Raw genomic sequence first — 24,138 nt, forward strand, 5'->3', positions numbered from 1 at the left:
CCGATTTTGCTTTTTTAGTCCGTTTATTATTCTTATCTCTGCAATGTAAAAAATATTTTTGTTATGGAAGGAAATAAAATTCCAATTGAAAGTCCGCAAGGTTGTTTATATCCTTATCCACCAACTTATTATTATAATTATCCTTTTGATGAATCCTTTACACACGATAACTGTGTTTGTGTAGCTGTTACAAGGTTTGAAAATACTTATACTGGATTTGCTTTAATTGGGTTTAAAGTTGAGTTTCAAAAATTAGTCACAGATGATACTTACAGAGATAAACTTTATATTAATGGTTTTGAAGCTATTGGTTTAGCTCTTATAAAAACAACGGAAGAAAAAAGTGAAGCGATTATAAATGACATAAAATGTAATTCTAATTTTTATGTTGAAAATGCTTTGGATTTAATTTAATCTTCTTTATCTCTATGCGCTATATGTTCAATAATATATTGTGATGATTCTTTAAATGTTCCTTTCAACGATTCCATTATTACTTCAATTTCTTCAAGGTAAAGTCTATTAAGCAGTATCATAATTTTTGTTATAATCGGCACACATTTAGCTCTCTGTTCTCTGTTCAGTTTTGCGAATTTTGAATTCCTGTGTTTTTCCATATATTCTTCTTGGGTCATTCCTAAATCGTTGTTTTAGAAACGTGTGGTGAAATGCACCACAACAATCATACAACCACAACAAATAGCAATACAATTGTAGTTATATTGTTTTATGTATGCAATATATTACTTTTTTACCTATGGATATACAAAGGTCTCTGCTTTTTGCTTAAAAAGCCATCATAGGTCATGTTTTACTGAGCTATAATCGCCTTTAACTTAGATTGCAATAACTTCCATAAAAAACAAACGTCAAAAAAGCGCATTTTCATCTTGCTTTTGTGAAATTATGAGCTTGTGAAATGGTTACCGGTGTTGTGCTTAGCTAAAATTGGTCGACTTCAATTTAATTATAAAGAAAATAAATAATGAAATTACAATCAATATTTGTGAAACACCAAAGCCGATATAAAACCACCCATAGAACGAATAAAAATCAGTCATATCCATTTCCAAATTCGAAATATATTTTTCACTAAAGAATCCTGATAGTTTGTTAGTTAGCGGTGAAAGTGCGAAAGAAATAATCCCAAGTCCAATAGCCCATTTCTTTGGAAATTTGGTCAGATAAATTCCCTGATTGTTTGATTTTGTCGAGATATTATAAAGGAGGTACATGGTTGTTAACACATACAACACAAACGTAATAATTGGAACCCATACCATCATTAAGGTAAAAGACATGCCCATTAAGACAAATGAAAAATAGATTAAGTGTATAATGAAGTATAAAATAGCGTCAACCGCAGAAATGAAAATAAATCCATAAATAATCCAAAGTATTAGAAGTACATTCTGTTTTGTCATTCAGTTTCATTAATTAAGCACAACAATCATATTACCACAATAAAAGCAATACAATTGTAGTTATATTGTTTATGTATGCAATATATTACTTTTTTAATGAGGTATTAAAAATAGAATACAACTTTGAAGAACTGAACTAAGGCTTTTCATAGGAGTTCTTTGTTGTGCAATCGTACTTTTTGAAATTTTAGAATGTATTTAAATTGTCATGAATTCTTTCTTTTAAATCATTTCTCAATTGTGCTTGTTCAGCATAATTGTTCCATGATTTTATTGTAGAGTTAATTTCATCAATAATTTTCTCTCCTTTTTTAATGTTATTATCCTTAGCTATTGTCATTAAATCATCTTTATTAATGCCCAGCCTCTTTCCATTAACACTTAATGTTTGTTTGTTTACCCAATGATTGCTAGGGTCGAAAGAGAAACATACATCATAGGCTGGTGCTAATCTCCATTTTTCATTCTTTTTTAATATGAAAGAAAAATTCTTTGTATGATCATCATAATTGGTAGCTAATACATTAAATACCATTCTTCGAAACATTTGTTCAGCTTCAGGGTAGGCCAATTGCAGTAATCGCATTGTTTGAAACACTTGTTCGTAACTGTAGCCATACATGTCATTAAAGTCATAATGCTGTAAACCACATAATGATTGTATATGGTGCTTGATGTTTTCCTCCCTATCAAAACGTTTGGTCATAAAATGAGCCCTTCCACTTTCTTCTAATAATTGACATTCACTTATTTCAATTCCACTGTCAATTGCCATTAGGTAATATGCATATTCTACTCGACCCCAACCAGAACTTTCACCAAACTGTTCTCCACTAACACCATCAAGTTTTAGTAACCAATGTTCAAAACCTTTAGGGACATTACCCTGCCCAGACCTTATTTGTTTGGTTTTTGGATTATATCCAATTACAGCTTTTGGACGCGCTCCACCAGCAGAAGTTCCTACTTTTAATATTTCCATCATTGCTTTCTCCTCATTTTCATTAAGGTTAGTCAAGAATTCTTCACGTTCATTTAAAATTTTGCTTGCAACTTCAACCAAGCTATTTAGTTCTAGTGAGAAGGTTTTTATTTCGGTTTTTATTTGTGCTGGTTCAAACTCTATTGCTCCCATTCCTCTTGTGCCAATGAAGCATAATTTTTCGACAGGATTCATGCTGTTTTCTGATCTGCCTTGTTGAGATAACCATGTGTTAATCAGTTTATTTCCATACTTATCAGGTAAGGCATCAGACAACAGTCCTGGTAACCCTTTGAAAGTATCTTCAGTTTCATTACGTCCCTTTCTTATTTCTGGAAAACTATAAATTCTAGAGCCTTGAGCAATTGGCATTTTAATTGGTGATAAATCCCAGCCTTTTTCAATAAATTTCGAGTCATATTGGAAATAACCTAATCGTTGTGATTCATCCCAGCGAATAGCTCCAGCGAATTCTCCCCATATTCTTACTTCAGCTACATCTACCATCCTAAATCTTCTTTTTTACTATCATCAATTTTCTTTGGTGAAGCATGCTTTCTTTTCTTTTTCTTAAGTTTTGCATATTCGATTGGACTTATTTGATCTTGAACCTTGAATACATCCATGATGTATAGTAAATCAAGAACTCTTAATACTTGAATAAAGCTGTCAATCCTTACTTTTTCTCCTCTTTCTAGCAAGCTTAACGTAGAACGACTAATTCCTGCTCTAGCTGCTACTTGGTCTTGGGATTTGTTTTGATTTAAACGATGTGATTGAATAAATTTCCCAATAGTCTCCATTAAAGACTTATCTGATATTGCTTTCCATTCCGTGTATGACTTGTCATTCATAATAAACTTATTTTAACTGTTCTGAATGCTATCTAATACAAATATATGCAATATATTTCGAAAACATAATACTTATGAATGATAAATAATTCAAAATAACTTAAAAATAGAATAAATGAATGATAAGTCATTCATAATAGTTAAGCGGTAATTTGACTATAGTTTTAAGTCAAGTACTTTAATGGGCTTTAGTTTTTTAGTATTTTTTTAAAATGGTTTGCTGATATTTTAGAAAATTTAGAGCTACTTAAATTAATGTTTAATCCACATCATCAATATAGTTTACATTAAAATACCCATCAACAACAGTTCTACCCTCTATTTCAGAATTTTCAATATAAAAAGTTCCTTCAATGGTGTTTTTTTCGGGATCGTGACTTATTATATGAATAAATGAATCATTAGATTGGTTAGGATTATTTGTTAACAAACCCTCAGGAATATTAATTCTATTCACAAAATTTACTCCCAAAGATTGAAAGCTACCATTTGGCTGATATAAATAATTATTTCCAGATTTCACATTTGAAAGGATTGATATTTGCATTCTTCCAAAGTTTCCGTCATATCCGTGAATCACAATTTTATCTATACCTGAAGCTTCTGACCTACGAGAGTTAGGAGACCCTGGGTCGTCAGACATAAAACGAAAACCATTAACTCTAGCTGAAATTAAATTTCTGTCAGGGTTTAGTTCTTCGTTTTTATCAATATATGGCAGTGTAAAAATTCCGTTTTCTATTTCAATACTTTTTGATTCCCCAGTGGAAACATCTAACCACCTAAATAAAGTGCCATTAAAAGTTCCTGATACAATTTTATTTTCTCTATCCAAATCTGTAATATTGATTTCACCTACCTGATTACTAGCTAAAACATTGCACCCGTATACACCTAAATAATATTCTGAAGATGCAGAGTTACTCATATTTGTGTCATTGGAATTAAAATAAAACAGATTAGTTTCTAGATCGTCTTGTAGAGTTCCTATTTTATATATTCCTTCATGGATTGGCTCTTCAATAAAGGTTTCTCCTATAATTAATTCTAAAGAAGTATTCAGATTAGTGTCCCAACCGTTTATAACTAATCTCTTATTATCCCATAGAGTTGCATCGACAAAAGAAAATATTTCACTTGAGGGATTTCCATAATCTACTACCTGTCCATTTATAATGGCTTTAAAAATTTTTTGTTGGGTGTTTTTGCTTTCATTTGTTGTACAACTAATAAAATTTACTAGTACTACTAATAAAGCTATATTTAATATTCTTTTCATATAGTTTGTTTAAATTCTAATTGTATATTATTTTAATATAGTAACGGTTTGTGGATAGTCACATGTGCAAGCAACTAATTTGCTAAAATAGTTTTTCTTATCTAGCTAATGGTAAACGAGTCCATTTTTCATTCACCCATTTTTCATTATCAAAACTCCAAGCCATCATTAGCGTTGTTTCATCTATTAATTTATATTTAATGGTACAATCTTTTCCATTTAAATTGGAGTTCATTTCATGCATGATAATATGTTCGACCAAGATACTATCAGATTTGATTTTGTAAGTGCCATATTGTCCAATTACTGTTTCATTAGGCCAAGTCACAAAAGTATAATAGGAACCATCAGCATTAATTACTTTGTAATTTCCATTTAATCTATCCATAGTATTGCCATTAGTGAGAGCTATTCCTGTTTGTCTCCAAATTCCAACAATAGACTTTAAAGCGGGAATATGAGTTTGTTCTCTCTGTGCATTTGTAAGTAATGAAAAAGTCAGAAATAATAAGATAAGAATATTTTTCATAATGTAGATGGCTTTATTAGATTTTAGTTAATGATTTCAGCTTGTTGCTAACCTGTTTGTCAATGGTTGCGTTGCTTAAAAATTCGCTAGGATTTTCCGGTATTAAAATCAGAAGCAATAAACTATACATTCTAGTTATTGAACGCTAGTTATTCTAGTTATTACCTACAATTTTTTTTAAGAATTAAATCTAGAATAGATACCCTAATCCAAGTTGAAATCCATAAAATTTAGATGAACTTAAATAATTTTCTTTATCAAAGACATTTGAAAGTCCTTGATTATATCTAACATTTGAAAAAAATCCGTTAGTAAGTTTATACGAAATACCAATTGCACCACTGAATTCAAAATTATTTAAAAGATTACTTTCATAATCGGAAATCTTATCATTAACGAGAAAATTAAAAGAAGGTCCGATTTCAACCGAAAAGTTTGGTAGTAAGTAAACCTTACTTAAAATAGGTACTTGTAAGTAGTCCAAAGAGTATTCTTCAGATTTTGGTCCACTGCCAAGCATTATAACTTTTGCATTTGTTCCTTGATTAGCATATAAAACTTCAGGTTGAATAGAAAACTTACTACTTATGGAAATTTCGGCTAAAATCCCTAGGTAGTACCCAGTTCTTGTATTGTTCTCTGCAAAATAGTCAGAGGTTAAATTAGTAAAGTTAAAACCCCCTTTAATTCCATAATGAAAGTTTTTTTGTGCGTTAATATGTGTTGAAAATAAAACAATAAAAACAAAAAAGATTAAATTTTTCATAAGTCAAGTTAATTAGTATAAGTATATGTGTAAGATGAATTTCTAATCAAAAGGTTGCGTTCAAATCGTGGTAACAATCATACAACCACAACAAATAGCAATAATTGTTATATTGTTTATGTATGCAATATATTACTTTTTAATTAAGGTATTAAATAAAAAACGACGCCTTATTGTAAAATGTGGTTTCTTAGATATGCTTACTTTTTCTTTTATATTGTTACGAAATCACAGTCTTCTCAGATCTGGTTAGAAAAAAATTGTTTTACTTTATAAAAAGGCCCAGATAATTCAATTACCTGGGCTTTTAAATTGTGAAAAAATCATTAATACTACAGAGCTTCTTTAATGACAGCCTGTGCAGAAACCAATCTAGCAATGGGAACTCTAAAAGGGGAACAACTCACATAATTCATACCGTTACGGTAGCAGAACTCGATAGAACTTGGTTCGCCACCGTGTTCACCACAGATGCCAACTTTTAAATTTGGCTTAACACTTCGACCTCTTTCAATACCCATTTTTATTAACTGCCCTACGCCTTCTTGATCCAACACTTCAAAAGGATCCACTTTTAAAATACCTTTTTCAATATAAATGGGCAAGAATTTACCGACATCATCACGCGAATATCCAAAAGTCATTTGCGTTAAATCATTCGTTCCAAAAGAAAAGAAATCTGCTTGTTCTGCGATCTTATCTGCCATCAATACTGCTCTTGGAATCTCAATCATAGTGCCTACTAAATAGTCTATACGATCATTTCTTTCTTTAAAAACAGTAGTTGCAGTGTGTCTAATAATTTGTTCTTGCATCTCGAACTCCTTAACAGTGCCAACGAGAGGCACCATAATTTCAGGTTTGGAAACAATGCCTTTAGCTTTTAAGTTTAAAGCAGCCTCAATGATAGCACGTGTTTGCATTTCCGTGATTTCTGGGTAGGTATTTCCTAATCTACAGCCTCTATGCCCTAACATAGGATTAAATTCTTCCAATTCTGCTACTTTATTTTTTACAGCTTGTAACGAAATGTGCATATCATCAGCAAGGTCTTTTTGTGTTGCTAATTGGTGAGGCACAAACTCATGTAATGGTGGATCTAGCAAACGAATTGTTACTGGCAAACCGTCCATAGCTTCAAAAATGCCTTCAAAATCTGCTCGCTGCATCGGTAGCAATTCATTTAAAGCTAATTTTCTACCTTTTACGGTATCGGATAAAATCATTTCACGCATGGCTTTAATTCTATCCACTTCAAAGAACATGTGTTCGGTTCTGGTTAAGCCAATACCTTGTGCTCCAAAATTTCTAGCAATTTTAGCATCTTTCGGAGTGTCTGCATTGGTTCTCACTTTCATGTTGGCATACTTATCAGACAACTTCATGATTTCCGCAAATTCACCACTTAATTCAGGTTCAACAGTTTCTACTTTACCTTCAATAATATTTCCTGTGGAACCATTTAAAGAAATCCAATCACCTTCATGGTACTCATGGCCATCAACAGTAAGTGTTCTTGCTTTGTAATTAATTTTTAACGCACCTGCCCCAGAAATACAGCATTTACCCATACCACGGGCAACAACAGCAGCATGTGAGGTCATACCACCTCGAGCCGTTAAAATACCTTTGGCAATATGCATCCCTTCCAAATCTTCAGGTGATGTTTCAATACGTACTAAAATGCTACTTTTAAATTTAGATGCTTCATCAGCAAAAAACACAATTTTACCAGTGGCAGCACCAGGAGAAGCTGGCAATCCTTGGGCAATGACATGTGCTCGTTTTAAAGCGGAATCATCAAAAACCGGATGTAATAATTCATCTAGTTTATTAGGTTCAATTCGTAACAATGCTTCTTTCTCATCAATCTTTCCTTCTTTCAATAAATCAATGGCTATTTTAACCATGGCAGCACCTGTGCGTTTACCATTACGGGTTTGCAATATCCATAGTTTACCATCTTGAATAGTAAACTCCATATCCTGCATTTCCCTATAATGGTTTTCAAGTGTTTTTTGATACACATTGAGTTCATTAAAAACAGCAGGCATCAATTCTTCTAATGATGGGTATGTTTCCAGTCTTTCCGATTCTTTAACTTTTGCCAATTCTGCCCAACGCTGTGAACCCAGTTTTGTTATTTGCTGAGGCGTTCTAACACCGGCAACAACATCTTCACCTTGTGCGTTTATTAAATATTCACCGCTAAAAACATTTTCTCCAGTTCCAGCATCCCTAGTAAAACAGACACCTGTCCCAGAATTATTTCCCATATTACCATATACCATGGCTTGAACATTTACAGCAGTTCCCCAGTCTTCTGGGTATCCATGCATATTTCTATAATAAATAGCGCGATCACCATTCCAGCTATTAAATACCGCTATGATAGCTCCCCAAAGCTGTTCCCAAGGATATGTTGGGAAATCATGACCCGTTTGTTTTTTTACCGCTTCCTTAAAACCATAAACTAAATCTTTTAAATCCTGAATGGAAAATTCCGTATCTAATTGGATACCTCTTTTTTCTTTAAGGGTTTCCATAATTTCTTCAAAAGGATCGATATCTTCCTTAGAAGCTGGTTTCATCCCAAGCACTACACCGCCATACATTTGAATAAAACGGCGATAAGAATCCCATGCAAAATGTTCATTTCCTGTTTTCTTGGCCAATCCTTTAATAACCTCATCATTTATTCCAAGATTTAAAACGGTATCCATCATCCCTGGCATAGACACTCTGGCTCCAGAACGTACCGATACCAATAAAGGGTTTTCTTTATCGCCAAATTTAGCAGTCATTTGAGATTCAATATTCGCAATTGATTCTTCTATATCTTCTTTTATTAAATCTACAACAGCCTCTTTACCTAATAAATTATATTCGGTACATACATCCGTAGTAATTGTAAAACCAGGAGGCACAGGAATTCCAATCGAACTCATTTCAGCTAAATTAGCACCTTTACCTCCTAATAAATTTTTCATGTTGCTATTTCCATCAGCCGTTTTGTTTCCAAATCTGTAAACTCTTTTTTTTGCTTCCTGTAGTAGTTCCATAATAAATAATTTATAAATTAAAAAAATATAGATATGACCTTTAAAGTTACATTGTAAAAAGGGTAATTTCAATGATATAAATCATATTATTATTAAGTACTAAAATATTTTACCTTAGATAAAAAAAACAGATTTAAATAAGCAAATTTGTAAATCACTATTAATTTCTTACTTTGCATCGTACAAATTACAATGACCTAATGACAAACGTTACCAGAATATTCGATTTCCCTTATTATCAGCTTGAAACCTATAATTTAAACAAGGCTTTGACTACAAAATATGACGGTGAATGGAAATCAATTTCTACTCAGGAATTTATTAATCAAGCCAATGCTATAAGTAGAGGTTTGCTTCGCTTGGGCGTAAAACCAAATGACAAAATTGCTGTTATTTCTTCAACGAATCGAACTGAATGGAATGTTCTGGATATTGGTGTATTACAAACGGGTGCACAAAACGTACCTATTTACCCAACCATTGCTTCAGAAGACTATGAATATATTCTGAATCATTCAGAATCCTTATATTGTTTTGTTTCTGATGTTGAAGTTCTTGAAAAGTTAAATACCATAAAAAGTAAAACAAACTTAAAAAACGTATATACTTTTGATGCTATAGAAGGCGAAAACCATTGGACCGATGTTTTAAAATTAGGAGAAGACATTAGCAATCAAATAGAAGTTGAAGCAACAAAAGACACCGTAAAACCTTCCGATTTGGCAACCTTAATTTACACTTCGGGAACTACTGGAAAACCAAAAGGTGTCATGCTTTCCCATAACAACCTAGTTTCAAACGTACTGGATAGTAAAAAGCGTGTACCTTTTCGTTATGGAAAATCCAAAGCCTTAAGCTTCCTTCCCATTTGCCATGTTTTTGAGCGTATGATTCTGTACTTATATATATACTGCGGCGTCGAAATTTATTTTGCAGAATCTATTGAAAAAATGAGCGACAACCTAAAAGAAGTCGGCCCGAATGTTATGACAGCTGTTCCTCGACTTTACGAAAAGGTCTATGATAAAATTGTAGCAAAAGGAGCCGATTTAACAGGCATCAAAAAAATGCTGTTCTTTTGGGCATTAAATCTGGGACTAAAGTTTGAGCCTTACGGAAAAAATGGCTGGTGGTACGAATTTCAGTTAAAAATAGCTAGAAAACTCATTTTTAGCAAATGGAAAGAGGGCTTAGGTGGCCATTTAGAAATTATGGTTTCTGGTAGTGCCGCACTACAAACAAGATTAACCCGTGTTTTTGCAGCAGCTGAATTACCTATTATGGAAGGGTACGGACTTACTGAAACCTCGCCCGTAATATCAGTAAACGATATGAGAAATGGTGGCTTTAGAATTGGAACCGTTGGAAAAACAATTGATAATATTGAAGTTAAAATTGCTGAAGATGGCGAAATTCTTGTAAAGGGTCCTAACGTTATGCTTGGCTATTTTAAAGACCCCGAAAAAACAGCCGAAGTAATGACGGGCGATTACTTTCATACTGGAGATATTGGCGAATTTGATGCCGATGGTTTTTTGAAAATAACAGACCGCAAAAAGGAAATGTTTAAAACCTCTGGTGGAAAATATGTAGCTCCAGCACTTATTGAAAACCAATTCAAACAATCGCGTTTTATAGAGCAAATCATGGTTATTGGTGATGGCGAAAAAATGCCCGCTGCTTTAATACAACTTAACTTCGATTTTGTTAAAGAATGGGCAAGAAAACACCTTATTGTCTTTAACAATAGTAGCGACCTTATTACAAACCCAAAACTATTGGAGCGCATACAAAGCGAAATAGATAAAGCCAATACCAACTTTGGTAATTGGGAACAAATAAAGAAGTTTGAAATAACACCAGATGTGTGGTCTATAGATGCAGGACACTTAACTCCTACCATGAAATTAAAGCGTAAAGTTATTAAAGAAAAATACGCTGACCTTATCGAAAAAATTTACAGACCTTAGCTATAGATCCTAAATAAGCCAAAAATCTAAATAAAACGTCACAATTTTTCTTAATATATTATGCATGCATAATATATTTTCATATATTTGGACTATCCAACCAAAAAACATGAAAGAAAAAACAATTGATTATATGTTACGGACCACATGGCTTGCTGTTCAAAAAATGTATAATGAAGAAGCTGCAAAATTTGGCAGCACCATGGCTACTGGCTTTACATTATTGAGTATAGATCCAGAAAAAGGAACAGCGTCTACAGCCTTAGGCCCAAAAATGGGTATGGAAGCTACCAGTTTGTCAAGAATATTAAAAACAATGGAAGCAAAAGGATTGATAGAACGTCATCCTAATCCTGAAGATGGTAGAGGTGTTATTATCCGTCTTACTGATTTTGGACGTCAAAAAAGAGCCCATTCCAAAGAAAAGGTTTTAATCTTCAATGAAAGTATCAAAAAGAATGTTTCAGAAGAGAAATTAAACCATTTCTATGAAGTTACCGAAATGATTAACGAAATGATTTCAAACAAAAAAATATACGACCAAAACGATAAGTAACTAAAATGAGCAAACGAAGAATTAAAAAAGTGGCCATTATTGGCTCTGGAATTATGGGAAGCGGTATTGCATGTCATTTCGCAAACATTGGTGTAGATGTGTTGTTGCTCGATATTGTCCCCAGAGAATTAAATGATGTCGAAAAAGCAAAAGGGTTAACACTTGACGACAAAACAGTGAGAAACCGATTGGTAAATGAGGCGTTGGCTGCCGCATTAAAATCCAAACCTTCTCCTATTTATCATTCAAGTTTTGCCAGTAGAATTACTACGGGAAATTTAGAAGATGATATTGCTAAAGTGTCCCAAGTAGATTGGATTATGGAGGTTGTTGTTGAACGATTGGATATTAAAAAAAGTGTTTTTGAAAAGCTAGACAAACACAGAACTCCAGGCACTTTAATTACTTCCAACACATCAGGCATTCCTATTCATTTTATGAGCGAAGGACGCAGTGAGGATTTTCAAAAGCATTTCTGCGGCACACACTTTTTCAATCCTGCACGGTATTTAAAATTATTTGAGATCATTCCTGGCCCTAAAACAGATGCTTCAGTTTTAGACTTTTTAAATGGTTACGGCGAACAATTTTTAGGAAAAACATCGGTAATTGCTAAAGACACACCGGCATTTATAGGAAACCGTATTGGAATTTTTGGTATTCAAAGCTTATTCCATCAAGTAAAATCATTAGGATTAACGGTTGAAGAAATTGATAAGCTAACAGGCCCTGTTATTGGGCGTCCAAAATCGGCAACCTTTAGAACTGTCGATGTGGTTGGATTAGACACTTTGGTGCATGTTGCCAATGGTATTTATGAAAATTGTCCCAATGATGAAGCCCACGAACTTTTCAAACTACCCGATTTCATCCATACCATGATGGAAAAAAAATGGTTAGGAAGTAAAACAGGGCAAGGATTTTATAAAAAGGAAGGTAAAGACATTTTAGCATTAGACTTAAATACACTAGAATACAGACCCTCAAAAAAAACAAACTTTGCAACTTTAGAACTAACTAAAACCATCGATAAAGTTATCGACCGTTTTAAAGTTTTGGTTTCAGGAAAAGACAAGGCAGGCGATTTTTACAGAAAAAATTTCGCTTCTATGTTCGCTTATGTATCACATAGAATTCCAGAAATCACAGACGAATTATATAAAATAGATGACGCCATGAAAGCTGGCTTTGGTTGGGAACATGGTCCGTTTCAAATTTGGGATGCCATAGGTGTAGAAAAAGGCATAGAAATAATGAAAGCCGAAGGTTTAGAACCTGCCGCTTGGGTAAATGAGATGTTGGCTTCAGAAAACACCTCGTTCTACTCTGTAAAAAATGGAGCCACCTATTTTTATGATATTCCTAAAAAATCACAAGAAAAGATACCTGGTCAAGATGCCTTCATCATTTTAGATAATATTCGAAAATCCAAAGAAGTATTTAAAAATACAGGCGTTGTGATTGAGGATTTGGGCGACGGTATTTTAAACTGCGAATTCCAATCGAAAATGAACACCATTGGCGGCGATGTGTTGGCAGGATTAAATAAAGCCATAGATATTGCTGAAAAAGATTTTGCGGGTTTGGTTATTGGTAATCAAGCAGCAAACTTCTCGGTTGGTGCCAATATAGGCATGATTTTCATGATGGCTGTCGAGCAAGAATACGATGAACTCAATGCAGCCATTAAATATTTTCAAGATACCATGATGCGTATGCGTTATTCTTCTATCCCAACGGTATCTGCGCCTCATGGCATGACACTTGGTGGTGGTTGTGAACTCTCGATGCATGCTGATAAAGTTGTGGCTGCTGCCGAAACTTATATTGGTTTGGTTGAGTTTGGAGTTGGTGTTATTCCCGGTGGTGGTGGCTCAAAAGAAATGGCTTTACGAGCTTCCGATTCTTTTAAAAAAGGCGATGTTGAATTGAATGTCTTACAAGAATATTTCTTAACCATTGGTATGGCAAAAGTGGCAACATCGGCTTACGAAGCGTTCGATATGGGTGTACTTCAAAAAGGAAAAGATGTGGTGGTTGTAAACAAAGATCGCCAAATAGCTACCGCAAAAGCTTATGCCAAATTAATGGCAGAAACAGGCTATACACAACCCATAAAGCGTACCGATGTTAAAGTACTTGGTAAACAAGCTTTAGGTATGTTTTTAGTAGGTACCGATTCTATGGAAGCATCTAACTTTATAAGTGAACACGATCATAAAATCGCCAACAAATTAGCTTATGTGATGGCAGGTGGTGATTTATCGGAACCTACTTTAGTTAGTGAACAATATTTACTAGACCTAGAACGTGAAGCCTTTTTAAGTTTATGTATAGAGCGTAAAACCTTAGAACGTATTCAACACATGCTGAAAACTGGGAAACCACTTCGCAACTAGTCCCCTCCTAACCTCCCCAAAGGGGAGGGAATTGGAAACTAAAAATAATGTATAATTAAAATATACCCGTTAAAATCCCCTCTCCTTCGGAGAGGGTTAGGGAGAGGAAAAATGAAACAAGCATATATAGTAAAAGCATACAGAACGGCCGTTGGCAAAGCACCAAAGGGTGTCTTTCGCTTTAAAAGAGCCGATGAATTAGGTGCTGAAACCATCCAGTACATGATGAAAGAATTACCAAATTTAGATGTAAAGCGTATTGACGACGTTATTGTCGGCAACGCCATGCCAGAAGGCGCTCAAGGTCTAAACATGGCAAGATTTATTTCATTAATTGGACTAAACAGCGTTGATGTACCTGGGGTAACGGTTAACCGATTTTGTTCTTCAGGCATTGAAACTATCGCTATCGCTGCAGCAAAAATTCAAACAGGAATGGCAGAATGCATTATTGCAGGGGGCTCAGAAAGCATGAGTTCGGTGCCTATGACTGGTTTTAAACCTGAATTGAATTATGATACTGTAAAAGCTGGACATGAAGATTACTATTGGGGTATGGGAAATACCGCCGAAGCTGTTGCCAACCAATTTAAAGTATCTCGTGAAGACCAAGATGCGTTTGCTTACAACTCACATATGAAAGCATTGAAAGCATTAGCTGAAAATAGATTTCAAGACCAAATTGTTCCTATAAATGTGGAGCAAGTTTATATTGACGACAACGGAAAAAAAGCAACAAAATCTTATACTGTAACTAAAGATGAAGGTCCTCGTGCTGGAACAAGTCTAGAAGCATTGTCCAAATTAAGACCTGTATTTGCTGCTGGGGGAAGTGTCACAGCGGGAAACTCGTCACAAATGAGCGACGGTGCTGCTTTTGTAATGGTTATGAGTGAAGATATGGTCAAAGAATTAAACCTCGAACCCATTGCCCGTTTAGTAAGTTATGCTGCAGTTGGAGTGGAACCTCGTATTATGGGTATCGGTCCTGTTAAAGCGATTCCAAAGGCATTAAATTTTGCGGGATTACAACAAAAAGATTTAGAACTTATTGAATTAAACGAAGCTTTTGCATCACAATCACTAGCTGTTATTCGAGAGTTAAATTTAAACCCAGATATTGTGAATGTAAACGGAGGTGCTATTGCCTTAGGACATCCACTTGGTTGTACGGGTACAAAACTGTCGGTGCAATTATTTGACGAAATGCGCAAACGTAATATGAAAAACAAATATGGTGCTGTTACCATGTGCGTTGGTACAGGACAAGGTGCTTGTGGTGTTTTTGAATTCCTAAGTTAAGAATCAAGATTTTAAGACCCAAGAATCAAGACACCAAAAAAAGACTATGCATAATTTTAAGAAATTAAAAATTTGGGATGAAAGTATGTTACTTGTTTCAGAATCATACAAGCTCACTCGTACTTTTCCTGAATTTGAAGCTTATGGGTTAACGAGTCAAATGAATCGATGTGCAGTTTCTATTCCTTCTAATATTTCTGAAGGCTCTAGTAAAAGCTCAGATAAACATTTTAATAAATATTTAGAAGATAGTTTAGGTTCAGCCTTTGAATGGGAAACACAACTTAATATTGCATATAATGAGAGATATCTTTCGAAAGAAAAATTTAATGAATTAGAACAAAAAATTAAACAAATACAAAAAATGATTTCAGGATTCCAATCTGGACTAAAATTATAGTCTAGGTTCTTGATTCTTGATTCTATAAATCTAAAGAAAATGGAAGAAAAAGATATTTTAAGAGGCGGTCAGTTTTTAGTTAAAGAAACAAACTGTGAAGACATATTCACGCCTGAAGACTTTTCGGAAGAACAATTGATGATGAAAGAGGCCGTTACCGAATTTGTTGACAGGGAAATTTGGCCTAATAAACCTCGCTTTGAAGCTAAAGATTATGCCTTAACAGAATCTTGCATGCGAAAAGCTGGAGAAATGGGGTTTTTAAGTGTTTCTGTCCCCACTGAATATGGTGGTATGGGTATGGGGTTTGTAGACACCATGTTGGTATGTGATTATATTTCTGGTGCCACAGGTTCTTTTAGTACCGCTTTTGGTGCCCATACAGGTATTGGTACTTTACCCATACTATTATACGGTACTGAAGAACAAAAACAAAAGTATGTACCAAAGTTGGCAACTGGAGAGTGGTTTGGCTCTTACTGTTTAACAGAACCTAGTGCTGGTAGTGATGCCAATTCAGGTAAAACAAAAGCTGTGTTATCTGCCGATGGAAAATCGTATAGCATTACGGGACAAAAAATGTGGATTTCTAATGCCGGGTTTTGTAGTTTAATGATTGTTTTTGCAAGAATTGAAGACGATAAAAACATTACAGGCTTTATTGTTGAATACGATAAAAACAACCCTAATGGGATTACCATGGGTGAAGAAGAACACAAATTAGGTATCCGTGCGTCTTCAACAAGACAGGTGTTTTTTAATGACACCGTTGTTCCTATTGAAAATATGTTGTCAACCAGAGGTAATGGTTTTAAAATAGCCATGAATGCCTTAAACGTTGGTAGAATTAAATTAGCCGCCGCTTGTTTGGATGCGCAACGTCGTGTTATAACAGAATCGGTTAAATACGCTAACGAACGTATTCAATTTAACACACCTATTTCCAGTTTTGGGGCTATCCGTCAAAAAATAGCAGAAATGGCAACCAATTGTTGGGTTGGGGAAACTGCTAGTTATCGTGCAGCTAAAAATATTGAAGACCGTATTATTCTTCGTCAGAACAACGGAAAAGACACCCACCAAGAAGCGGAATTAAAAGCCGTTGAAGAGTATGCTATTGAATGTTCTATTTTAAAAGTAGCTGTTTCTGAATTTACACAACGATGTACCGATGAAGGCATTCAAATTTTTGGAGGCATGGGATTCTCTGAAGAAACACCTATTGAATCGGCTTGGAGAGATGCCCGTATTGCCAGAATTTATGAAGGCACTAACGAAATTAACCGCATGCTAAGTATAGGGATGCTTATTAAAAAAGCCATGAAAGGGCATCTAGATTTATTGGGACCAGCAACTGCTGTTGCTAATGAACTAACAGGTATCCCATCATTTGACACGCCTGATTTTTCAGAATTATTTTCAGAGGAAAAAAGTATTATAGTCAATCTTAAAAAATTATTTTTAATGGTTGCAGGAGCTGCTTTACAGAAATATGGTGAGGAAATTGAAAAACATCAACAACTCATGTTGGCTGCTTCAGATATTTTAATTCAAATTTACTTAGCCGAATCCGCTATTCTACGTGCTGAAAAAATAGCTAAAAAAGAAGGCGAGGAGAATGCTAAAGAAGAAGTAGCTATGGCAAAATTAAATTTATTCCACGCTATAGATGTAATTGAAACCGCAGGTAAACATTCCATCATTTCATTCTCGACTGGCGACGAACAACGTATGATGCTAATGGGTTTAAAACGCTATATTAAATATGTAAATATGCCAAACATTATAGAATTAAGAAATATTATAGCAAGTAAAGTTATTAAAGAAAACAAATACTGCTTTTAATAAATTATATATAGTGACTGATTCAATTCTTAAAGCGCTTCAAAATAAATTTTGAAGCGCTTTTTAATTTTAAAGTGGTTTAAACTTTTCGATTGAAGCAGGACGGAGCGTGAAAAAATAACCCAGTGGGCTATTTTAGCGAACGAGCCAGCCAGCGCAATGGCAATATTGTCCAATTAAAGCCTTTTTCGAGTTGGGACCGAGCGTAAAGAAAAGGTTTAGTAAACCTTTTTAGAGAAGGAGCCAGCTTGTCGCGTTGGAAAAGCTACGGAAAGAAAAAAAGATGTAAAGTGGGCAAAAAAGGGCAATTTTTTAGCCAATTAGAAAAGTTTAAACCACTTTTAAGTATTTTAGTAAAAAAAATCAAATGAAAAAATTAAGTATTCTTATTCTGCTTTTTATATCTGCTGCAATTTATGCACAAAAAGAGCAAGTACTTGAACCTAAATTAGAAAATATAGCTTGGATTTCGGGCCATTGGAAAGGTGAAGCATTTGGAGGATTGACCGAAGAAAACTGGAGCGAACCATCGGGTGACTCGATGATGGCTACCTTTAAATTAATAGTAAATAATAAAGTTACTTTTTACGAAATTGAAATAATTAGGGAAGTAAACAACACATTAATACTTCAGATAAAACATTTTAATAACGATTTGAAAGGTTGGGAAACTAAAGATGAAACAGTCGATTTTCCATTAAAAGAAATAACAGCAAACAAAGTGATCTTTGAAGGCATGGTTTTTGAAAAGATTGATGCTAATGAAATGAATGTTTTAGTAGAAGTGGTTTAAACTTTTTCGATTGAAGCGAAAATCAGTCATTTTTTGTTCAATCGAAGCCTTTTTTGAGTTGCATAGCATCGCTACGGAAAGAAAAAAAGACGTAGAGTGGGCAAAAAAGGGCGATTTTTTAGCCAATTAGAAAAAGTTCAAACCACTTCGTAGATACAAAACAGGAAAATGGCACTGTTGAAACCGTAAAATTCAATTATAAAAAGTAACTTTCAAATCAAAAAACATATCATTATATTTAGAAATAACCTTATGACACATCGTTTTTTTATAACCTCTCTCCTATTCAGTTTATCATTCATTTCTGTACAAGCACAGTTGCTTTCAGAAAAAAACAATTTCACAAGACAAGATACACTTAGAGGAAGCATCACTCCCGAACGTGTTTGGTGGGACTTAACTTATTACCATTTAGACATTAAAGTAAATCCAGATGAAAAATATATTTCTGGAAAGAACACCATTCAATATAAGGTACTTGAAAACAATTCGGTGATGCAAATTGATTTGCAACCGCCATTAAAAATAACAAAAGCAGTTCAAAACAATAAAGAATTAGACATAAGGCATGATGGTAATGCACATTTTATAACTTTAAAAGACCCTCAAAACATAAACAATATCAATAGCATCGATGTTCATTATGAGGGCCATCCAAAAGAAGCCGTTAATGCTCCATGGGATGGTGGTTTTTCATGGAAAAAAGACAACAATGGTAATGATTTTATTGCTACCTCATGCCAAGGTTTAGGTGCCAGCGTTTGGTGGCCTTGTAAAGACCATATGTACGACGAAGTAGATAGCATGCTTATTAGCGTTAACGTGCCTAGCAAGCTTATGGATGTATCTAATGGCAGGTTAAGAAGTGTAGAACAGTATGGAGATACAAAAACCTATAATTGGATTGTAAAAAACCCAATAAATAATTATGGTATTAATGTTAACATTGGTGATTACGCACATTTCTCGGAAGTATTTGATGGTGAAGCTGGAAATTTAAATATGGATTATTATGTTTTAAAGGATAATTTAGAAAAAGCTAAAGTCCATTTTAAAGATGCACCCAAAATGATGAAAGCTTTTGAACATTGGTTTGGCCCCTATCCTTTTTACAAAGATGGCTACAAATTAGTCGAAGTACCTTATTTAGGAATGGAACATCAAAGCTCGGTAACTTACGGTAACAAATACATGCAAGGTTATTTAGGTCGCGATTTATCTGATACTGGATGGGGATTAAAATTCGATTTCATTATCATACACGAATCTGGTCACGAATGGTTTGCAAATAATATAACCTATATTGATATTGCAGATATGTGGATTCATGAAAGCTTTACAAATTATTCTGAAAGTTTGTTTGTAGAATACTATTATGGTAAAAAAGCAGGTGCAGAATATGTTATAGGTACTAGAAAAGATATACAAAATGACCGCCCTATTATAGGTTACTATCATGTAAATACGGAAGGTTCTGGAGATATGTACTCAAAGGGAGGAAATATGCTACACACCTTACGGCAATTAGTAGAAGATGATAACAAATGGCGACAAATTTTACGTGGTTTAAATAAAACATTTTATCATCAAACGGTCAGCACGCAACAAATTGAAGATTATTTATCAAAAGAAACAGGTATCGATTTAACCGAGTTTTTCAATCAGTATTTAAGAACTACAAAAATTCCAACTCTGGAATATAAAATTGAACATAAAGAGCTAAAATACCATTGGACTAACATTGTTAAAAAATTTGACATGCCCATTTTGGTTACAATTAATGGTAAAGAGCAATGGATTTATCCAAATGCTGAATGGAAATCGATACCTTTAAATTCTAATAATACTTCTTTTGAAATTAATCCAAATTTCTATATTTATGTCAAAAGAATTTGAAATTAATGAAAATTACCGAACATTACTTTAAAACAGATACCGAATGGCGAGCGTGGCTTCATGAAAATCATGAGACCTCAAAAGGTGTTTATTTAATATTTTATAAAGTTCAGCATGAATATGATAGCATGCGTTGGGAAGAAGCTGTTAAAGTCGCTTTATGCTATGGATGGATAGACTCTACTGTAAAAAGTTTGGGAGACGGTAAGCGAAGGCAATATTTTACACCCAGAAACCCCAAAAGTGTCTGGAGTTCGTTAAACAAAAAGTATATTGAAGAATTAATTGCTAATAATTTGATGCACAAAAGTGGATTAAAAACCATTGAGGCAGCAAAAGAAAATGGTAGTTGGACCGTTTTAGATGCCGTTGAAAATGGCATCATTCCTAACGATTTACAATTACAATTTGATAGAAATCCAGTAGCTTTTTCGAATTATCAAAACTTTGCACCTTCTTACAGAAAAAGTTATCTGTATTGGTTAAATCAAGCCAAAAGAGAAGAGACCAGAAAAAAACGCATCACCGAAATCATTCAGTTATGCGCTAATAATATTAAAAGCCGAAGCGATTGGTAATCTCTAATGAGAATATATATTTGATTCTATAGAACGTAAATTGATCGAATTATTAAATATCTCAAGGATGCGTTTTGCAATACCTGTCCATCCAAAATTACGACGTGCAAACCTAGCGCCTTCTACAGACAATTCATTTCTCAATTTAGGGTACAAAAGGGGCATCGATAACATAGTTCCAAATTCTATTGGACGGTGTGGATCGGCAAATAATGCTTGATGCCCAAAATCAATTAAATCATATAAGCCTCCATGTACCGTTATAACACTAGGTGTACCACATGCCATCGCTTCAATAGCTACCATTCCAAAAGGTTCATATCTAGAGGGCATTGCAAAAATATTTGCGGATCTATAAACATTAGCTAAATCTTCATCTTCTATATAATTTTTCCATTTAATTTTATCTAACACACCTAACTCACTTGCCAATTTTTTAAGCTTTTCTATGCCTTCGTTATCTTGATTAGATTGATCGCCACCTATCGCCGCAACCAAACGTGCTTCAGGGCAAAGTTGTATCACCGTTGGCAAAGCCTGCAAAAGAAGATCGTATCCTTTATTATGTGCCATCCGGCCTAGAGCAAGAATATCGTTGGGATGGATATCATATTTAGAACGAACTTTATCATTCTCTTTGGAAGGTACTGGATAAAAGCGATTTTCATCAATTCCTGGTGGAATCATACCACAATCTCGAGGTAACATATCATATTGTTTAGTAAGTAAGTCTACTTGTGGTAGTGTGGTTGCAATAACATAATTGCACATTTGGTACACAAAATATTCTTTTCGAATACGCTCTTTAAAACGGTAGGTTTTCTCCATTTCTTTTTCGTCCATATCACTACCCATAGTATGCCGTTTCCACCATCCAAGAGAATGCGGTGTATGTACATGTGAGACACCCAATTCTTCAGCAATTTTCTGCCCTGCCCAGCCTGCATCCCAATAATGCGAGTAAACAATATCATATTTTTTTTGCTCTTTTTTAATTGCCGCTAGACAATTGGTCACAAACTTTTTTAAATGATCATGCATATCTTCTTTTCGGATAAACTTTTTTCCTCCAAAAGGAATACGCCATACACTAAAATTCTCATCTACAACATCATATTCTGGTTGATCTTCAAATTGACGGGTCACTAAATCCACTCGTTTCCCTAATCTACTAAAACGTTCTGCTAGTTCTAAAACATATACCACTTGTCCACCTGTATCTGGTTTTCCTAATTCGGCATGGGCACCAACATAACCATGTAAAGAGATCATTAATATTGATTTCATAATTTTAATTTTAGTTAATTTATTATTTTTAAATCATGGCATGCAGAAATATATTGTGCTGCAGACCACGCCTGATACGATTTACCCATAGGCTTTCCTGTGATTCCATGTGCCCATTCTGTAAATTCCCATTCTTCATTTACTCCTTCTTTATTTATTAGAGCTAGTTTATGCAATTCGGCAACTGCCATATCTTTTAGACCTAGTTTATTTATAAACTTAACCCAAAAACCTCCTACAAAAGGCCATATACCACCATTGTGATAGTGGTTTGGTAGGTTTAAAAGGTTTACCGTATAATAAGGCCGCCAGTCTGGATCTCCCGGACTTACAACAGGGTATACATTTGCCACGGGAAAAGGCTCATTAACGCCCACGCCCAACATAAAACGTAAAGTTTGATGCGCTTTATCTGCGTCAATTGTACCGTGTAAAAAAGCAAGTACATTCCCTAAAACATCACAACGCCAACTAAAATCAAACGGTGTCACTTGGGCTATTAAATACGTAGTGTCTCCTAAGGTAAATTGTCTTTCGGCAAAAGAAACCGATTGAAATAATTTTTGTTGTGTTGAAGGCCAAAAGTTTTGAAGTATTTCCTTTTTTATGACTTGAGACCAACGAATATACTTGCCCGCTTGTTCATAATCACCTAACATCTCAAGCATGCGACCAAAACACACATTGGATCTATACCATAATATTTCATCATATAAAATGTTATAACTTCTACCAAACAAATCAGTCCAGTCCCCAGCTTCTGGAATTTCCAATAAAGCATCGTTATTCCCATCGTGTGCACCAAGCCACCTCATGGTTTCTTTTACATCTAAAATATGGTTCCTTAAAAAAGCGATATCTTTTGTAACATTAACATACTCGTAAAAGGCAATAATAACCCAAATACCACTATCTATTGAACAGATGCCCCCAACTCCAGAATAATCCGGTATATTATCTTTTATGCGCACGTTAGATGGAATCTGTCCATTATGCGAAATATGTTCTAATAACGTTACCAATGTTTGTCGTTGGCATTTATGAATCTCTTTATCATTGATAAGTGGTAAAGAGCCAATAACAGTAATGGCACCATCTCTGGCCCATACACTATGGTAATTTTCATCTGTTCCATTAGGAATATTATCTTTTATAGAGCAGGCGGAAAAACCAAGAGGAGTGATGTTTTTTCTTAAAGCTTCAACAGCATGATGATAGCCTTCTCGTATCAGTGCTATTTTTTCACTTTCCTCTTCTGCGTCTGTATTGTTTAATTCTTGTTGAATAAAAAAATCTTCTGCATGATCTTCAATATTGCACACAAGTGCCTCTTTTGGTAATAAGCCATAATATATCAATCCCTCTACAACACCATTGTCATAGTCGCATTCGGAATGATATACTTGTCGGTGCTTTGTGTATCTATAGAGTTCTTCATGGGCATTAGCTACTACAATACCTTTTACATCTACCATATCGAACATGGCGGAATCATTTCCACTATCACCAGCCACTAACGTAGTATTTGATTTTATATCTAATTTATTCAACAACCACTGTAAAGCATTACCTTTATTGGCCCACTTTGGTAAAATATCTAAAAACTTTTCTCCAGAATAAACAACATTAACATGCATTTCTGCGTTTACAAATATTTGTTCTATACTATCTATAAGCTCTGGTCCAGCATCATATAAATAATAACTTCGTTTATAAGCATGTTGAAACTTAATAGGTTGCTCACTTATGGGATGATTAATATTACCGATAAGCTCTTCAACAGCTTCCAAATTCCAGCCATCATCTAGAACATCATTAAACTCTTTAACCGTACACTCATTTTTATAGTCGTAAATAAGCGTTCCCACACCAGCTATTATATAATGTGGCTCGGGCAGAACACCTTTTTTTATTAGGTTTAGAACATCGTCAACTAACCGTCCGGTATTATAGGTTAGTAAAATATCAGAATTTGGTTTATATGTATTCCATATACTAGTAAAATTACTTTTTAGCGTATGAAATTCTATTAATGTATTATCTACATCAAACGATAATAGTTTTATATCATGCTGCTGGGAAGTGTTTTCAATATCCATATTTTATAGAATTTGGGAATAATTTATTCAAACAATTTATGGCGATGCAGGGCTGCGACTGACTTTGACCAATATCCCAATATACAAAAAAATAAGCAGTTCATCGGAATCCCTTCT

20 protein-coding genes are annotated in these 24,138 nt (G+C 34.3%); 10 read left to right on the forward strand and 10 right to left on the reverse strand.

The features are described 5' to 3' along the window. Window positions 1-63 precede the first annotated feature (63 nt). Window positions 64-414 carry a hypothetical protein gene (locus ACGLWY_RS01250; RefSeq protein ID WP_396617874.1) on the forward strand — a complete coding sequence of 117 codons (351 nt, stop codon included), beginning with the start codon at window positions 64-66 and terminating at the stop codon, window positions 412-414. On the opposite strand, the gene ACGLWY_RS01255 is transcribed toward ACGLWY_RS01250, so the two are convergent. The 8 genes from ACGLWY_RS01255 to ppdK all read right to left on the reverse strand — a co-directional run bounded on the left by ACGLWY_RS01255 (window position 411) and on the right by ppdK (window position 8,896). After that, a complete protein-coding gene (locus ACGLWY_RS01255) occupies window positions 411-635 on the reverse strand; it encodes a hypothetical protein (protein ID WP_396617875.1) in 225 nt (74 codons plus the stop codon). The two genes, ACGLWY_RS01250 and ACGLWY_RS01255, sit on opposite strands and share 4 nt — an antisense overlap. Window positions 636-938: 303 nt before the next feature. Beyond that, on the reverse strand, window positions 939-1,424 hold the full coding sequence (locus tag ACGLWY_RS01260) for a hypothetical protein (protein ID WP_396617876.1): 486 nt from the start codon (window positions 1,422-1,424) through the stop codon (window positions 939-941). A 187-nt stretch (window positions 1,425-1,611) separates the two neighbouring features. Continuing rightward, the gene (locus ACGLWY_RS01265; RefSeq protein WP_396617877.1) at window positions 1,612-2,913 is read right to left on the reverse strand and encodes a type II toxin-antitoxin system HipA family toxin; all 1,302 of its coding nucleotides are present in this window, start codon (window positions 2,911-2,913) and stop codon (window positions 1,612-1,614) included. Further along, window positions 2,907-3,260, reverse strand: coding sequence for a helix-turn-helix domain-containing protein (locus ACGLWY_RS01270; protein WP_396617878.1), 354 nt, complete (start codon window positions 3,258-3,260; stop codon window positions 2,907-2,909). The genes ACGLWY_RS01265 and ACGLWY_RS01270 overlap by 7 nt, the downstream gene beginning before the upstream one ends. A gap of 259 nt (window positions 3,261-3,519) precedes the next feature. Continuing rightward, window positions 3,520-4,539 carry a hypothetical protein gene (locus tag ACGLWY_RS01275; protein WP_396617879.1) on the reverse strand — a complete coding sequence of 340 codons (1,020 nt, stop codon included), beginning with the start codon at window positions 4,537-4,539 and terminating at the stop codon, window positions 3,520-3,522. A 97-nt stretch (window positions 4,540-4,636) separates the two neighbouring features. Continuing rightward, window positions 4,637-5,068: a DUF4488 domain-containing protein gene (locus ACGLWY_RS01280; RefSeq protein WP_396617880.1), complete on the reverse strand. Its 432-nt coding sequence runs from the start codon at window positions 5,066-5,068 to the stop codon at window positions 4,637-4,639. Window positions 5,069-5,258: 190 nt separating this feature from the next. Continuing rightward, window positions 5,259-5,834 (reverse strand): porin family protein, encoded by a 576-nt coding sequence (locus ACGLWY_RS01285; RefSeq protein ID WP_396617881.1) that lies wholly within the window; start codon window positions 5,832-5,834, stop codon window positions 5,259-5,261. Between the two features lie 332 nt (window positions 5,835-6,166). Then, complete coding sequence (ppdK, locus tag ACGLWY_RS01290) at window positions 6,167-8,896, reverse strand: pyruvate, phosphate dikinase (protein WP_396617882.1); 2,730 nt, start codon at window positions 8,894-8,896, stop codon at window positions 6,167-6,169. 200 nt (window positions 8,897-9,096) lie between these two features. Here ppdK and ACGLWY_RS01295 point away from each other — a divergent pair, with 200 nt between their 5' ends. From ACGLWY_RS01295 to ACGLWY_RS01335, 9 genes are all read left to right on the forward strand, one after another. After that, window positions 9,097-10,866 carry an AMP-dependent synthetase/ligase gene (locus ACGLWY_RS01295; RefSeq protein ID WP_396617883.1) on the forward strand — a complete coding sequence of 590 codons (1,770 nt, stop codon included), beginning with the start codon at window positions 9,097-9,099 and terminating at the stop codon, window positions 10,864-10,866. 109 nt (window positions 10,867-10,975) lie between these two features. Then, window positions 10,976-11,422, forward strand: a complete 447-nt coding sequence (locus ACGLWY_RS01300) for a MarR family winged helix-turn-helix transcriptional regulator (protein ID WP_396617884.1) — start codon at window positions 10,976-10,978, stop codon at window positions 11,420-11,422. A 5-nt stretch (window positions 11,423-11,427) separates the two neighbouring features. Beyond that, window positions 11,428-13,821, forward strand: coding sequence for a 3-hydroxyacyl-CoA dehydrogenase NAD-binding domain-containing protein (locus tag ACGLWY_RS01305; protein WP_396617885.1), 2,394 nt, complete (start codon window positions 11,428-11,430; stop codon window positions 13,819-13,821). Window positions 13,822-13,932: 111 nt separating this feature from the next. Beyond that, a complete protein-coding gene (locus tag ACGLWY_RS01310) occupies window positions 13,933-15,123 on the forward strand; it encodes an acetyl-CoA C-acyltransferase (RefSeq protein WP_396617886.1) in 1,191 nt (396 codons plus the stop codon). Window positions 15,124-15,169: 46 nt separating this feature from the next. Continuing rightward, window positions 15,170-15,523 carry a four helix bundle protein gene (locus ACGLWY_RS01315; protein WP_396617887.1) on the forward strand — a complete coding sequence of 118 codons (354 nt, stop codon included), beginning with the start codon at window positions 15,170-15,172 and terminating at the stop codon, window positions 15,521-15,523. A 39-nt stretch (window positions 15,524-15,562) separates the two neighbouring features. Next, complete coding sequence (locus tag ACGLWY_RS01320; protein WP_396617888.1) at window positions 15,563-17,368, forward strand: acyl-CoA dehydrogenase family protein; 1,806 nt, start codon at window positions 15,563-15,565, stop codon at window positions 17,366-17,368. Window positions 17,369-17,735: 367 nt separating this feature from the next. After that, window positions 17,736-18,161 carry a DUF6265 family protein gene (locus tag ACGLWY_RS01325; protein WP_396617889.1) on the forward strand — a complete coding sequence of 142 codons (426 nt, stop codon included), beginning with the start codon at window positions 17,736-17,738 and terminating at the stop codon, window positions 18,159-18,161. Window positions 18,162-18,413: 252 nt separating this feature from the next. Beyond that, on the forward strand, window positions 18,414-20,057 hold the full coding sequence (locus ACGLWY_RS01330) for a M1 family metallopeptidase (RefSeq protein ID WP_396617890.1): 1,644 nt from the start codon (window positions 18,414-18,416) through the stop codon (window positions 20,055-20,057). A gap of 5 nt (window positions 20,058-20,062) precedes the next feature. Beyond that, a complete protein-coding gene (locus ACGLWY_RS01335) occupies window positions 20,063-20,635 on the forward strand; it encodes a YdeI family protein (RefSeq protein ID WP_396617891.1) in 573 nt (190 codons plus the stop codon). A 3-nt stretch (window positions 20,636-20,638) separates the two neighbouring features. Here the strand turns inward: ACGLWY_RS01335 and ACGLWY_RS01340 are convergent, their stop codons facing one another. Continuing rightward, entirely contained in the window at window positions 20,639-21,922 is a 1,284-nt protein-coding gene (locus tag ACGLWY_RS01340) for a glycosyltransferase (protein WP_396617892.1), read from the reverse strand. A 14-nt stretch (window positions 21,923-21,936) separates the two neighbouring features. Next, window positions 21,937-24,021, reverse strand: coding sequence for an HAD-IIB family hydrolase (locus ACGLWY_RS01345; RefSeq protein ID WP_396617893.1), 2,085 nt, complete (start codon window positions 24,019-24,021; stop codon window positions 21,937-21,939). Between the last annotated feature and the right edge of the window lie 117 nt (window positions 24,022-24,138).

Source organism: Mariniflexile sp. HMF6888, from assembly GCF_044335535.1.
Classification (GTDB): Bacteria; Bacteroidota; Bacteroidia; order Flavobacteriales; family Flavobacteriaceae; genus Mariniflexile.